The sequence below is a fragment of the Bacillus cereus group sp. MS39 genome (assembly GCF_040448665.1).
GTDB classification, from domain to species: Bacteria; Bacillota; Bacilli; order Bacillales; family Bacillaceae_G; genus Bacillus_A; species Bacillus_A wiedmannii.
The window spans coordinates 3483116-3496538 of sequence record NZ_CP123058.1 but is presented as its reverse complement, the minus strand read 5'-3'; the positions used below and the strand labels follow the sequence as shown (position 1 = coordinate 3496538).

Genomic DNA, 13423 nt, shown 5'->3' with positions numbered 1-13423 from the left:
TAGGCTCCATACAGTTAAAGTAATGTGATTTTTGCATCGCGTATACAAATAATATGCGAAGAGGTGAGAGAGTAAAATGAGAACTCGTATTGAAAGAACTGTAGAGGTGGTAGATCAACTTCCGTTGGTAAGTGTGTTAATTCCTACGTATAATCGACCTCGCTACTTTGAAAAGGCATTATGTAGTGTGTTAGAACAAACGTATCCTAATATAGAAATTATAGTTGGAGATGATAGTACGAATGACGAAACAGAAAAGGTGTTACAAAAATACTTATGTAATCATTCAAATATTATTTATATAAAAAACAGGTCAACTCTCGGACAATTTGAAAATGCGCTCATGTTATTTAATGAAACGAACGGTGAGTATGTAAACTTTTTAATGGATGATGATATATTTCACGTGAATAAAATTGAAAAAATGATGAAGTATTTTTTGAATGATCTAGATAATGAAATTAAGCTTGTAACATCTCATCGCCAAGTAATTGATGATAAAGGGAAAGAACTACGACATATTTATTCAACTGTCCGTTTATTTGAAGAGGATACGATTATAGAGGGAACAGAATTAGCAAATAGGGTAATTGTGGATCAAAAAAATTACATTGGAGAACCGACAACAGTTTTATTTCGTAAAAATGATTTACAAGAACCGTATGGGATTTTTGATAAGAGGCGGTATCTATGTAACGTAGATATAGCTTCATGGTTATCTTTATTAAGTAAAGGAAAAGCAGTATATATAGCAGAGACACTTAGTTACTTTCGATTACATCCAGATCAACAGTTAAATGAATCTAATAAAATGATGGATGGGTTAGAAGATTTTTCACATAGTATTATAGCAGGAAAAAAATATGGTTTCTTATCCGACGAAAAAGAATTAGACAAAGCGATAACTAATTTTCTAGATTATGCAAGAAGGATAGTTCCATCATCGATATTGTATACATTAGACTATTATCAAAAAATTAGGAGAAAGAAAATAAACATAGAAAAGAAAAAACAACATATAAATAATAATTCTCCTTTACCAAAAGTAAGTATACTTATTCCCGCGTACAATAGACCTTATTACTTGGAATTAGCGCTCAATAGCGCACTGAATCAAACATATGAAAATATTGAAATTATTATTTCTGACGACAGTACAAATAATGAAGTTAATGCTATGATTCAACCGTATTTACGTGAATATGAGTGTATTACATATGCTAAAAATGAAACTCCGTTAGTTGCTGAAAACTTTAATAAGTGTATAGAACTTGCGAATGGGGATTATATAAACTTTTTATTAGACGATGACTTATTTCATCATGAAAAGATCGAGAGAATGATGAAATACTTTTTGACGTTAGAAAATATTTCATTTGTGACGTCATATCGTGAACTGATTGATGAGAATGGAGAGATATTACCACCCTCAACATTGAATATGAAAATTGCAAAAGAAACTACACTTTTTGAAGGAAAAGAATTAGGAAATTACATATTAAAAAATTTAAAAAATATAGTTGGTGAGCCGACAACTGTTCTGTTTAATCGAGATTTGTTTGAAGGGAAGTTTGGGTATTTTAAAGGAAAGGCTTATTCTTCTATTAATGACATTGCAACTTGGCTAGATATGATGAGGAAAGGTAAAGTAGTTTATATACAAGAACCTCTTAGTTATTTTAGACAACATAGTGGACAAAATCAAAAACAAATACATTTTATTTTAATGACAATTGAAGAGTGGATTGAATTAATTATAGATGCATATAATAGTGGATTTTTAAGTTCTGAGAGAGATTATAAAGAGAGTTTATCTTATTGTTTAGAAAATGCGGGATTTATAGTTAAGGATGCGGTAAGAAATGGGGAACTAGATCAAATTTATAATGAAAAGATAAAAAAAGGGTTAAACAAGCTAGTCTCTCATATGTTTGAGAAAGAATGTTGTTATTGTCAATATTGCAATCAGCAATTTGAAAAATTTTCACCTTGGCCAGCACATTATGATTTTCCAAAATATAAATTTGAGATGTGGAATAAAGATACAGGGATATGCCCATTTTGTAGTTCAATGGATCGTGAAAGGTTGTATCGTGCGTACATTGAAATGGAAACGGACTTGTTAAGTAGAGAATACACTATGCTTCATATTGCACCTGAAGAGAAGTTAAGAGATTGGTTTAACGAGTATAAAAATATTACGTATGTATGTGGGGATATAGAACCAAAGGATCCATTAATGAAGGAAATTGACGTTACAAGCATTACATATGATAGTAATACTTTTGATGTAATTTTATGTAGCCATGTATTAGAACACGTTCTTGACGATGACAAAGCAATGAGAGAGTTATATAGAGTATTAAAGCCAAATGGATGGGGAATTATTCAAGTACCAATCGTAATGAATGTAGATTCTATTATAGAAAATAAATTAATTGTAACACCACAATTGAGAAAATTAGCTTTTGGTCAAGAAGATCATGTGAGAATTTATAATCAATCGGGATTCATTCAACGATTAATGAATGCAGGGTTTAAGGTGGAATTATATAACGTAGCTGAAAGAAAAGGAATGAAAAGTGCTAGGAAATTTGGATTATCTGAAACAGATACGCTCTATATTGTCCGAAAATGATAGGAAGGAATAGATAGATATGGAGAATATTCCTTTTTTGCGTGCTTCAACTGTACCTGTAATTGAGTATTTGGACGAATTGAAGGAAATTGATACATCTCACATATATACGAATTATGGACCTATAAATCAACGTTTTGAAGAAACAATTATGTCGGAGTTTTTTCAGAACAGGGGCGCTGTTACAACAGTGGCAAACGCAACGTTAGGGTTAATGGCCGCTATTCAACTTAAGAAAAGAAGAAAAGGAAAATATGCCCTCATGCCTAGTTTTACATTCCCTGCGACTCCATTAGCGGCTATTTGGTGTGGATTGGAACCTTATTTTATTGATATTTCAATAGATGATTGGTATATGGATAAAACAGTACTTTTGGATAAAATTGAAGAATTAAAAGAAGAGGTTGCGATTGTTGTCCCGTACGCAACTTTTGGATCATGGATGGACTTAGAAAAATATGAAGAATTAGAGAAAAAGGGTATTCCGGTTGTCGTAGATGCGGCACCGGGATTTGGGTTAATGAATGGAAGTATGCATTACGGTCAGGATTTTAGTGGTATGATCGTATATAGCTTTCATGCAACAAAGCCGTTCGGAATTGGTGAAGGAGGGCTCATATATAGTAAAAAAGAAGAAGATATACAACGTATTAAAAGAATGGGTAATTTCGGATTTGATAAAAATCGTGAATGTACGATGATGGGGTTTAATTGTAAAATGTCTGAATATGCGGCAGCTGTTGGGATTGCGACTGTGAAAAAATGGAATCAAAAGTTAAAAGAACGCACCCGTATTTCTGAATGGTATAAACAATTGTTACAAAGTAATGGATTAATGAAAAAAGGATGGAAACTCCAAAAGACAGAAGCAGTTATTCAACAATTTATGCCTATTCTTTGTCCAGAAGAAGTTCACAACATACAAGTAATAGAAGAACTGAAAAAACAGAAAATAGAAGCTAGATTATACTTTTCACCATCATGCCACCAACAAGTTCTTTTTAGAACTTATAAGTCTACAGATTTAATAGAAACGAATAAAATAGCCAAACGAATAGTAAGTTTACCTTTATGGGAAGGAATGACGAAAGAAATAGTAGAACAAATTGTAATCTGTTTAGGGCAGAAGGTGGTGTCGGCAGATGAATAGTTTTTATAGTCAAGAAGAGCTAAATAAAATTGGATTTTTATCTGTTGGGAAAAATGTATGGATTAGTAAAAAAGCAAGTATATATAATCCAGGTGTTATATCAGTTGGTAATAATGTAAGAATTGATGATTTTTGTATTTTAAGTGGTAAAATCACAATTGGAAGTTATTCGCATATATCAGCGTATACAGCGTTATATGGAGGGGAAGTTGGGATTGAAATGTATGACTTTGCAAATATCTCAGCTAAAACAATCGTATATGCAGTACTAGATGATTTCAGTGGAAATACATTAATGGGCCCAACTGTCCCGAATCAATATAGGAATGTGAAAACAGGAAAAGTTATTTTAAAAAAACATACGATTATTGGTGCTGATTCTATTATTTTTCCAAATGTAACTGTAGGAGAAGGCACAGCAGTTGGTGCGATGAGTATGGTAAAAGAGAGTTTAGATGATTGGTATATTTATGCTGGAGTTCCCGTAAGAAAAATAAAACCTCGTCAAAAAAAGATGCTAGAGTCAGAAAATGATTTTTTAAAAAGCATTAATTCTTAACAAAAAAGAATTAATGTTTTTTATTTTTATGATACAGCAAAGTTGTATCTTAACTTATTATGTTTTAAATTTAGCTGACAAAGGCAATACTGAGCCATAGTGAATGTAAAGTTGGAGGGCGAGCGTATATGTTTGATGAGGATGGGATTGTTTTAATTATGGAACCAGCTGATGAAAGTAACTTGAGGAGGTTTATTTTTTCGGTGCCAAAGTCAGTGTATGAAAAGAAGGGGCTTACATTACACTATGGAACAGCTATAGGACAAGGATATATGGATATAATTGAAGATATTATTAGCGTAAATATAGAAATAGATGTTGTAACGATAATAGGGCATGTAAGAGGGTAAATAGCTATTTGAAAAAGGTTATAAGTAATTTAGCTAGAAGTTATGCATAGAGAAAATTGCAGACAATTATAAAGGCGAAGGGAGTCTAAAATGAAAATCAAATCAATTTTATTAGTGTTTATAGTTTCAATTGGTTTAATGGGATGTTCACTAGTAGAGCAAGGAAAGAACTCCATAGATTATGCTCAAAAAGCGACAGACTATGTAAATGAAATAAGTGCATTTGCAAATGATGCACCAACATTAGCTGAAAAGGCTGTTAATGATAGCGAAGCTCGAAAAGAGTTAGAAACGAAGCTTAGTGAAATTAAACAAGATATACCCGCTTTCAATGAATTAACACCACCTGATGTAGCAAAGGATCTTCATCAGCAAATCGTCGGATATAACGAAAAGTTAAATACATTAATTGATACGGCAATGACGAAGATAGAAGAAGGAAAAGTGGATGTAGAGCAATTTAAAAACTCTGAACTTATGCAGACGATTGATCAAGTTCGTGATTTGAAAGAGAAGGTTCAAAATTTAGGACAATAATAAAAAGCTCCGTTTTGTGATGAACGGAGCTTTTTTATGTTTTCTAATGGAAAAGTTTATAATATTTTCTTCTTAATAATATAAGTGTTTTTTTATATCTTCCATTTTTCTAAAATATGTATTGTTTTATTAGTTGCATCCATGTTCACTTGAACACCTATCGGCATAGTGATCATCGGATGGGTATGACAACAATCAAAGTCAGCTAATAAAGGAATTCTTTGATTTTGCATTACTTCTAATAATATTTCATAAGGTTTGCGATTTGTACCACAATCATCAAACTGCTCATGTTTTCCAAGAATAATACCTGAAACTTTATCAAATACGCCGTTAACTTTAAGTAATGAAAAGCTTCTTTCAATAGTAGCTGCATCTTTTGAACTATCCTCAATAAATAAAATATCCCCATCTTGAATACATGGCATATAAGGACTACCCCAAATTCCTTCTATTGTATTTAAGTTCCCTCCAATAATACGTCCAGTAGCTTGTCCATTTGTTACAGAAATCCAATTGTTTGGTCTAAGTTCTTTTTCTTTCGTCTTCTCTTCCCAATTAATAAATTCATCTGACCAAAATAAAGGTTGTTTTATGTTGTAAGGAAGCATTTGATCATGTAGTAATGTTTCTACAAAATATTTGTATGTATAATCTACAAAAGGCTCACACTCTCCAAAAGAGGGAACGAGCGCCGGACCGTAAAATGTAGGAATTCCTGTTTTAGCATAAATCCCTAGTAATAAAGCGGTTGCATCTGAATAGCCAATCATTATTTTGGGATTATTTTGAAAAACATCATAGTCAATATAAGGTAATAATGAATTAGAATTCATACCGCCAATAGTTGACATGATACAAGAAACATCAGGGTTTCTTATCAAGTCATTTAGTTCCTCTGCACGTTCTTGTATGCTTCCAGAACGATAATAATCATATCGACCTGTTAGTGAACCTTCTAATATATGAAATCCTTTTTGAAGTAAGTAAGATTTTGCGCGTTCGAATCTTTTGGGAGAAGTGTAGGTTACTGGTGAAGAAGGTGAGTAGATCCCAATTGTGTCTCCGTATTTTAATGATTTTGGAAGTATCATTTGCATGAATCCCTTCTATTTTAAAAATTTTATTTATGAGGATTTATCGATGAATATTCTTATATTTCAGTGTTTTTATTGTAACATAAATGCATTGAAATAATAATTGCTATAGATGAATAAATATGCTTTTTACCTTGACGATATAAAGGGAAAGTTGTTATGGTTGAGTGTGAGTGTATAAAAGGTTTGCTAAAGGAGTTTTGAAATGAAGCGGTTAAAATGGGGAAGGATAACGATCCTATTAGTTTTTATTTTAGGGGTATGTTGGTTCTTATTCCAAGGAACTCAAAAGAGTACAGCAAGTGCAGAGGGACCACCTTTACAAGTGGCAGAATTACCTGAAACAGGATTAACTGAAAAAGTAGTGCCACCAAAGTACATACCACCGGAAATTGATGCAAAAGCAGCTATGATTATCGATGCGAGTAATGGAGATATTATTTATCAACATAATGAAAATGAAGCTTTTGCGCCAGCAAGTATGTCTAAGATGATGACAGCGTACCTTCTATTAGAAAATGTACATAATGGGAAAGTTCGCTGGGAAGATCCAGTGAAAATGAGTGCGAAAGCGGCACAAACAGAGGGTGCGAGAATCCCAGTCCAAGTGAATGACACATTAACTGTTAAAGATTTGTACCATGCATTAATGATTGAATCAGCAAATAATTCGGCTGTAGCTTTAGCAGAACATATGGCAAAAACAGAGAAAGATTTCGTTCAGCTTATGAATGAAAAAGCAAAGCAGTTAAAAATGTCGGATTATGCTAAATTCGCAAATGCGTCAGGACTACAAGAACCTGATGGAAGTGAGACGAAGATGACGGCTGCTGATGTAGCAAACTTGGCGTATCATTTAATAAAAGACTATCCAGAAATATTAGAAGTGACTCACTTACGTCAAAGTCAGTTAGCATTTAATAATATTAATGTTGTAAGTACAAATGATATGTTAAACAAAAATAATAAAGCTTTATATATAGAAGGAATAGACGGATTAAAAACAGGATTTACAGATAGCGCGGGGTATTGTTTTACGGGTACAGCAAAACAAGGTGATACTCGTATTATTACAGTTGTAATGGGAACGAAAGGTAAAACGAAGCGTTTTACAGAGACGAACAAGCTAATGTCTTATGCATTTGGCTTAGTTAATTAAGTGAAATACTGAGTTGGATCATCATATCAGAAAGGCGATTTGTTGTTACTTATTATCGGTAACAATAAATTGCCTTTTTATTGTTAGTATTAGGAAGTAAAAAGGTAAAAAATGTGAGTGTTATTATTTGAGTTTATTATTGTTTGTTGATAGTATAAAGTTAGAAGCTTATTAATGATAAGTTTTAAGAGGCGGAACATGATGTATACATATGAAAAAGCCTCAAATGAAAATTGGAGGGAATTATGATGGCAAAAGATTTTTACTCAGCAATTGAAGACAGAAGATCTATTTACGCGATTAGTAAAGAGCAAGTAGTTTCTGATGAAAAAATTCAAGAAGTGATTTATCATGCTGTAAAACATACACCTTCAGCTTTTAACTCTCAGAGCGCCCGCGTTGTCGTCTTGCTAGGAGAACAACATGATAAGTTATGGGATATTACGAAAGAAACGTTACGAAAAATTGTACCTGAAAATAACTTTGCATCTACCGAAGAAAAAATGAATGCATTTAAAAGTGGTTATGGAACGGTTTTATACTTTGAAGACAGTCAAGTAGTGGAAGAACTGCAAGAAAACTTTGCATTATACAAAGAGAATTTCCCAACGTGGTCACAGCAATCCTCAGGAATGTTACAATTTGCAATTTGGACAGCTTTAGAAATTGAAGGATTTGGTGCTACATTGCAGCATTACAATCCATTAATTGATGAAGAAGTGAGAAAAGAATGGGAAGTTCCAGGAAACTGGAAACTTACTGCGCAAATGCCGTTTGGTAAACCGGTGGTAACTGCAGGTGAAAAAGAATACCAACCTTTAGAAAATCGTGTGAAAATTTATAAATAATGCGAGATAAAAGGTGAACAGGGATACAACCTGTTCACCTTTTATAAGTAATAAGGATTTTTTTGATAGGAATTTTTCATCTGATCTTTTAATTCGTTTTTACGTGTTTCAATAGTTGATATTTTTTGTAAGGTAATAATTGAAACGAATTGAAAAAAAGCATAGTATAATTCTATATTTTTATTTATAGGATCATCTATTATGTTTTTCATAAATATACCTCCTTCTTTAATCCCAATATTTGCAGGCAATAAGACTTCCATCTTAAAATTCAATGTACCGCCCTGTAAAAGTTCGATAGGTTTCAGTGTAGGGTAAATAAAATTTGTATTGGTTAAAATACCACTATATATATGATAATATAAATATCCTATAAATTCCATAGTTAGTGAAAAGTAGGTAGTGGTGTGTGTGTTTTCGCCAAATTAGAACAGAATTTTTGAAGTTAAATCTTACAAATCGTCAAATCTTTTATAAGTGATAGATAGTATCAAAAATAGTTTTCTAAAAATATTATACTATTGATAAAAAAAGTATTTTTTGTCATGATAAGAGTATGCTTCATGGGAGGAGCTTTACTAGGAAATATATTCTTTGCATTGGATTAGATGAATAGGGTTTTTCAAAGTGGATAGACAATGTATATTAAGATAATGAATGGAATGTCGAATTTTCAATGAAATACATAAGAGAATTGAAAAAAGCATTGCAAAAACAATAAGTTTAATGGTAAAGTTCACATGAAGTTCACACGGAATACACTTCATTCATTTAAAATGAACTCTGTGTGAAAAATAAAACTCTTGTTAAAAAATGGAACTTAATGAATATTTTACTTTAATAATATTGTAAAGTATTAAGTTTATAAGTTTTTTAAAGAGGATAGTAGGGAAAGGAAGTAAAGACAACTTATGAAAAAAGTAATTGCAGGTTTAGCAGCAGCTTCAGTAGTAGGTGTTGCAGTTCCAGGTATGGATTCTGCTCAGGCACAAGTTTCAAATGAAGCGCTAAAAGAAATTAATGGACAAACTCAAACTCAAACGACTGTAACTGAAACAAAAAAGGTAGAAACAACTTCTGAATTAAAATACACGGTAACAGCTGATGTATTAAATGTACGTTCAGGTGCTGGTACAGGACATAACGTTATTTCTAAAGTGAAATCAGGTCAAGTACTACAAGTAATTGGACAAGAAAACGGTTGGTTCAAAGTAACTGTAAACGGTCAAACTGGTTATGTAAGTGGTGACTTCGTAACGACTGGTGGTAAAACAGGAACTACTGTTCAACAAGGAACTGGTACTTACACAGTAAACGTTTCTTCACTTAACGTACGTACAGGCCCAAGTACATCTCATACAGTATTAGGCTCTGTAAATAAAGGTAAAACAGTACAAGTTGTAGGTGAAGTACAAGATTGGTTTAAAATCAACTTCAATGGTGGAACTGGATACGTAAGCAAAGACTTCGTAACAAAAGGTGGTTCTGCTGTATCTAACGAAACACAACAACCAACTACAAACAACAATACTACTACAGTTCAAACTGGTGGTTCTTATGTTGTTAACACTGGTGCTTTAAAAGTACGTACAGGCCCAGCTACATACAACGCTGTAATCGGTGGCGTAACACAAGGTAAAGTATTAAACGTTACTGGCGCTGAAAATGGTTGGTACAAAATTAACCATAACGGCCGTACAGGTTACGTAAGTGCAGACTTCGTTAAGTTTGTAAAAGGCGGAGTAAACAACGTTACAAATAACAATAACGTTACAAATAACGTTCAACAACCAGGTAAAGACGTACAAAAACCAACAACAGGTGGAGATACATCTTCAATCGCTGGATTCGCTAGATCTTTAAATGGTTCACCATACAGAACTGCTGGTACAACACCTGCTGGTTTTGATTGCAGTGGATTCATTCACTACGTATTAAATCAAACTGGTCATAAAGGCGCTCGTCAAACAGTTGCTGGATACTGGAGCTCTAAAACAAAAACTAGCAATCCACAACCAGGTGATTTAGTATACTTCCAAAATACTTATAAATCAGGTCCTTCTCACATGGGTGTTTACTTAGGAAACGGTCAGTTCATTAGTGCAGAAACGGATGCAACTGGTGTACGTATTAGTTCTGTAAGTAACTCTTACTGGAGCAAGCACATGTTAGGTTACACAAAAGCATACTAAGAAAAAGTAGTTTATATACTTTTCGTATAGAGAAAAGGCTTTCCAGGGAAACTTGGGAAGCCTTTTTATAGTTGAATAAATTGGGAATGTAGTAGTTTTTACTGTAACTTCCCATTTAAAAATCGAGCGTATAGGTCATGGAAGTAGTTCGGGCGAAATAAGTTTGCTGCATGTCCTGCAAGCGGTATTTCTTTATATAAAACGTTAGGAAGAATGGATTTCAAATCAAAAAGACAAGATTTATAGAGATGATCATGTTCACCCATTACCCATAGAATAGGGTGGGGAAGTGATTTCAATTTAGATTTTAAATCGAATTCTAAACGATGCCGTAATGATTGGGCAATAATTGATGAATGCAATTGCAATCCGAAACGGTAATAAATATTTCTTGAAATGACTGCGAACGGATTTGCTTTTAGCATGCCACTTGGGAAAATGGTATTTGCGTATTGAGAGAGCCATTTAGAGTACTCGTCTCCTCGCTTCTCCCAGAACTTTTGAAATACGTTATATAAAAGGGATGGATTATTATAATGTCCACCAATGTGACAAATGCTCAATACTTTTTCTGGATGCATTTGTGCAAAAATTGTAGAGATATAACAGCCGTAACTTAGAGCGCAAATATGAGCTTTTTGAATGCCTTCTTTTTCATATAAATTCAATAATTGATCTACGAGGCGCTGTAATGAAAATTCGATATCTGCACCTTTATCATCGCCATGACCTAATAAGTCGTAAGTTATAATGTTATAGGTGGCTGAAAATCGTTTATGCTCTTTTTTGAAGGCACGACGATTGCCGACTAAGCCATGAATAAAAATGATTGTTTCCTTTTCGGAATGTATATTTGTTTGCAAAAAGGATACTCCTTTCAATAACGGGAGATTTATATAGTATTGTAAATTGGTTATCTATAATTCGCATAGAATAATATTTAGTACTAGGTAATAATATCAGATGTTTACATCTGTTGTAAAGATGCGTTTGCATGTATATTTTGTAAAAATAGAAAAAGTGTGTTTACATTCAGTTTACATTTGTATTGTATTCTATTTTTAGAAAGAACAGTTTGGTTTAACATGAGGAGATGAACAAAAATGGAAGTTAGAAATGAGATAGAGAAAAAAGGGAGCTGGAGGCAGTTTTTACGCCTTATTCAAGATACAAATCCTCCGAAAGGGATTCTTGCTTTTGCTTTATTAATGAGTTTGCTTTCTACGGGAGCTAGTTTATTTATACCGATGTTAACGAAAGGGTTAGTAGATAATTTTTCACTTTCGTCAATTAGTACAGGACAAATTGTTGGGCTAATTGCATTCTTTATTATGCAAACTATAGCCGCAGGATTGTCTATCTATTTACTAAATTATATTGGGCAGAAGATTGTAGCTGGACTGAGAGAACGTTTGTGGAAAAAGGTGCTTATTTTACCGGTAACTTATTATGATCAAAATAGAACAGGCGATACAATTAGCCGTATGACAAATGATACAGGAGTTGTGAAAACATTAATTTCTGAGCATTTGTCAAATTTATTAACAGGCGGTATTTCAATTGTTGGATCATTAATTGTATTATTTGTTTTAGACTGGAAAATGACACTTTTACTTTTAACGGTTATTCCGTTATCAGTACTCATTTTAGTCCCACTTGGACGAAAAATGTATAAGATTTCAAAAGCACTTCAAGATGAAACGGCTTCTTTTACTAGTGTATTAACACAAGTGTTATCAGAAATTCGTTTAGTGAAATCTTCGAACACAGAAAAAAAGGAATATGAAACTGGAAATAAAGGTATTGAAAAGCTATTGCAATTTGGTTTGAAAGAGGGAAAAGTGCAAGCGTTAATTTCACCAGTTATGTCGTTTGTTTTAATGGCATTGCTTGTTATTATCGTAGGATATGGTGGAATGCGAGTTTCTAGCGGTGCATTAACTACAGGAGAACTAGTAGCGTTTATTTTATATTTAGTTCAAATTATAATGCCGATGAGTCAATTATCTATGTTCTTTACACAATTCCAAAAGGCAATTGGTGCAACGGAAAGAATTAATACAATTTTAGAATATGAAGTAGAAGATCATGAAACTGGTGTGAAAGTCACAAATGCTAAGCAGCCAATCGTTCTTGAAAATGTATATTTCGAGTATAACGAAGAAGAGCAAGTTTTAAAGAATATTGATTTCACAATTGAATCAGGTAAAGTAACAGCAATCGTAGGACCAAGTGGTAGTGGGAAAACGACGTTATTCTCACTGTTAGAACGTTTTTACGAGCCAACTAGCGGTGCCATTAAATTAGGAAAAGACTCAATTAAGAATTATTCACTACAGTCATGGCGACGTCAAATTGGTTACGTTTCACAAGATAGTCCGTTAATTGATGGAACGATTCGTGATAATATTTGTTACGGTGTTGAGGGCGAAGTGACAGATGAAGAAATTGAAAAAGTAGCAGCAATGGCATATGTTGATGCATTTATTCATGATTTGCCAAACGGATACGCAACAGAAGTTGGAGAACGTGGTGTGAAGCTTTCTGGAGGGCAAAGACAACGAATTGCGATTGCTCGAGCGTTACTTCGAAATCCACAAATTCTTATGTTAGATGAAGCAACTTCTAGTCTAGATAGTAAATCTGAGTCTGTCGTTCAAAAGGCATTAAATAACTTAATGAAAGGCAGAACAACGTTAGTTATTGCACATAGACTTTCTACTGTTGTAGATGCAGATAAAATTATCTTTATAGAAAAAGGGAATCTTACAGGAAGCGGTACACATGATGAATTATTACAGACACATGATATGTATCGTGAATTTGCAACGCAACAATTGAAAATTAAAGAGGGCGCATTATAAAATGAATAATCAGTGGGGTATGTACTCCA

The 13423-nt window shown here is 33.2% G+C and carries 12 protein-coding genes; 9 read left to right on the top strand and 3 right to left on the bottom strand.

Annotated features, from left to right (window positions below; all coding sequences use genetic code 11):
* The first annotated feature begins 76 nt into the window (after positions 1-76).
* The 5 genes from QEP67_RS18295 to QEP67_RS18275 all read left to right on the top strand — a co-directional run bounded on the left by QEP67_RS18295 (position 77) and on the right by QEP67_RS18275 (position 5234).
* On the top strand, positions 77-2638 hold the full coding sequence (locus tag QEP67_RS18295; protein ID WP_001260432.1) for a glycosyltransferase: 2562 nt from the start codon (positions 77-79) through the stop codon (positions 2636-2638).
* Between the two features lie 19 nt (positions 2639-2657).
* Positions 2658-3788, top strand: coding sequence for an aminotransferase class I/II-fold pyridoxal phosphate-dependent enzyme (locus tag QEP67_RS18290; protein ID WP_000427948.1), 1131 nt, complete (start codon positions 2658-2660; stop codon positions 3786-3788).
* Positions 3781-4347: an acyltransferase gene (locus QEP67_RS18285; protein ID WP_001084198.1), complete on the top strand. Its 567-nt coding sequence runs from the start codon at positions 3781-3783 to the stop codon at positions 4345-4347. The genes QEP67_RS18290 and QEP67_RS18285 overlap by 8 nt, the downstream gene beginning before the upstream one ends.
* A 128-nt stretch (positions 4348-4475) precedes the next feature.
* Complete coding sequence (locus tag QEP67_RS18280; protein WP_000459113.1) at positions 4476-4697, top strand: hypothetical protein; 222 nt, start codon at positions 4476-4478, stop codon at positions 4695-4697.
* Between the two features lie 90 nt (positions 4698-4787).
* The gene (locus QEP67_RS18275; RefSeq protein WP_353706356.1) at positions 4788-5234 is read left to right on the top strand and encodes a DUF6376 family protein; all 447 of its coding nucleotides are present in this window, start codon (positions 4788-4790) and stop codon (positions 5232-5234) included.
* A gap of 92 nt (positions 5235-5326) precedes the next feature.
* Here the strand turns inward: QEP67_RS18275 and QEP67_RS18270 are convergent, their stop codons facing one another.
* Complete coding sequence (locus tag QEP67_RS18270; protein ID WP_151035670.1) at positions 5327-6328, bottom strand: S66 peptidase family protein; 1002 nt, start codon at positions 6326-6328, stop codon at positions 5327-5329.
* Positions 6329-6536: 208 nt separating this feature from the next.
* On the opposite strand from QEP67_RS18270, the gene QEP67_RS18265 reads away from it, so the two are divergent.
* Both QEP67_RS18265 and QEP67_RS18260 read left to right on the top strand, forming a co-directional pair.
* On the top strand, positions 6537-7490 hold the full coding sequence (locus QEP67_RS18265) for a D-alanyl-D-alanine carboxypeptidase family protein (protein WP_000825872.1): 954 nt from the start codon (positions 6537-6539) through the stop codon (positions 7488-7490).
* 245 nt (positions 7491-7735) lie between these two features.
* Complete coding sequence (locus tag QEP67_RS18260) at positions 7736-8338, top strand: nitroreductase family protein (protein ID WP_002108512.1); 603 nt, start codon at positions 7736-7738, stop codon at positions 8336-8338.
* 41 nt (positions 8339-8379) lie between these two features.
* Here the strand turns inward: QEP67_RS18260 and QEP67_RS18255 are convergent, their stop codons facing one another.
* A complete protein-coding gene (locus QEP67_RS18255) occupies positions 8380-8550 on the bottom strand; it encodes a hypothetical protein (protein WP_000789341.1) in 171 nt (56 codons plus the stop codon).
* Between the two features lie 699 nt (positions 8551-9249).
* On the opposite strand from QEP67_RS18255, the gene entFM reads away from it, so the two are divergent.
* Positions 9250-10530 carry an enterotoxin EntFM gene (entFM, locus tag QEP67_RS18250; protein WP_000755541.1) on the top strand — a complete coding sequence of 427 codons (1281 nt, stop codon included), beginning with the start codon at positions 9250-9252 and terminating at the stop codon, positions 10528-10530.
* 98 nt (positions 10531-10628) lie between these two features.
* Here the strand turns inward: entFM and QEP67_RS18245 are convergent, their stop codons facing one another.
* The gene (locus QEP67_RS18245) at positions 10629-11393 is read right to left on the bottom strand and encodes an alpha/beta hydrolase (protein WP_001194295.1); all 765 of its coding nucleotides are present in this window, start codon (positions 11391-11393) and stop codon (positions 10629-10631) included.
* A gap of 240 nt (positions 11394-11633) precedes the next feature.
* Between QEP67_RS18245 and QEP67_RS18240 the strand changes: the two genes are divergently transcribed.
* Entirely contained in the window at positions 11634-13394 is a 1761-nt protein-coding gene (locus QEP67_RS18240) for an ABC transporter ATP-binding protein (protein ID WP_048566554.1), read from the top strand.
* The last annotated feature ends 29 nt before the right edge of the window (positions 13395-13423 follow it).

Coding starts and splice junctions, on each gene's coding strand:
- QEP67_RS18295 (WP_001260432.1), top strand. CDS start 77: ATGAGAACTCGTATTGAAAGAACTGTAGAGGTGGTAGATCAACTTCCG.
- QEP67_RS18285 (WP_001084198.1), top strand. CDS start 3,781: ATGAATAGTTTTTATAGTCAAGAAGAGCTAAATAAAATTGGATTTTTA.
- QEP67_RS18265 (WP_000825872.1), top strand. CDS start 6,537: ATGAAGCGGTTAAAATGGGGAAGGATAACGATCCTATTAGTTTTTATT.
- QEP67_RS18240 (WP_048566554.1), top strand. CDS start 11,634: ATGGAAGTTAGAAATGAGATAGAGAAAAAAGGGAGCTGGAGGCAGTTT.
- entFM (WP_000755541.1), top strand. CDS start 9,250: ATGAAAAAAGTAATTGCAGGTTTAGCAGCAGCTTCAGTAGTAGGTGTT.
- QEP67_RS18290 (WP_000427948.1), top strand. CDS start 2,658: ATGGAGAATATTCCTTTTTTGCGTGCTTCAACTGTACCTGTAATTGAG.
- QEP67_RS18270 (WP_151035670.1), bottom strand. CDS start 6,328: ATGATACTTCCAAAATCATTAAAATACGGAGACACAATTGGGATCTAC.
- QEP67_RS18255 (WP_000789341.1), bottom strand. CDS start 8,550: ATGAAAAACATAATAGATGATCCTATAAATAAAAATATAGAATTATAC.
- QEP67_RS18280 (WP_000459113.1), top strand. CDS start 4,476: ATGTTTGATGAGGATGGGATTGTTTTAATTATGGAACCAGCTGATGAA.
- QEP67_RS18260 (WP_002108512.1), top strand. CDS start 7,736: ATGATGGCAAAAGATTTTTACTCAGCAATTGAAGACAGAAGATCTATT.
- QEP67_RS18275 (WP_353706356.1), top strand. CDS start 4,788: ATGAAAATCAAATCAATTTTATTAGTGTTTATAGTTTCAATTGGTTTA.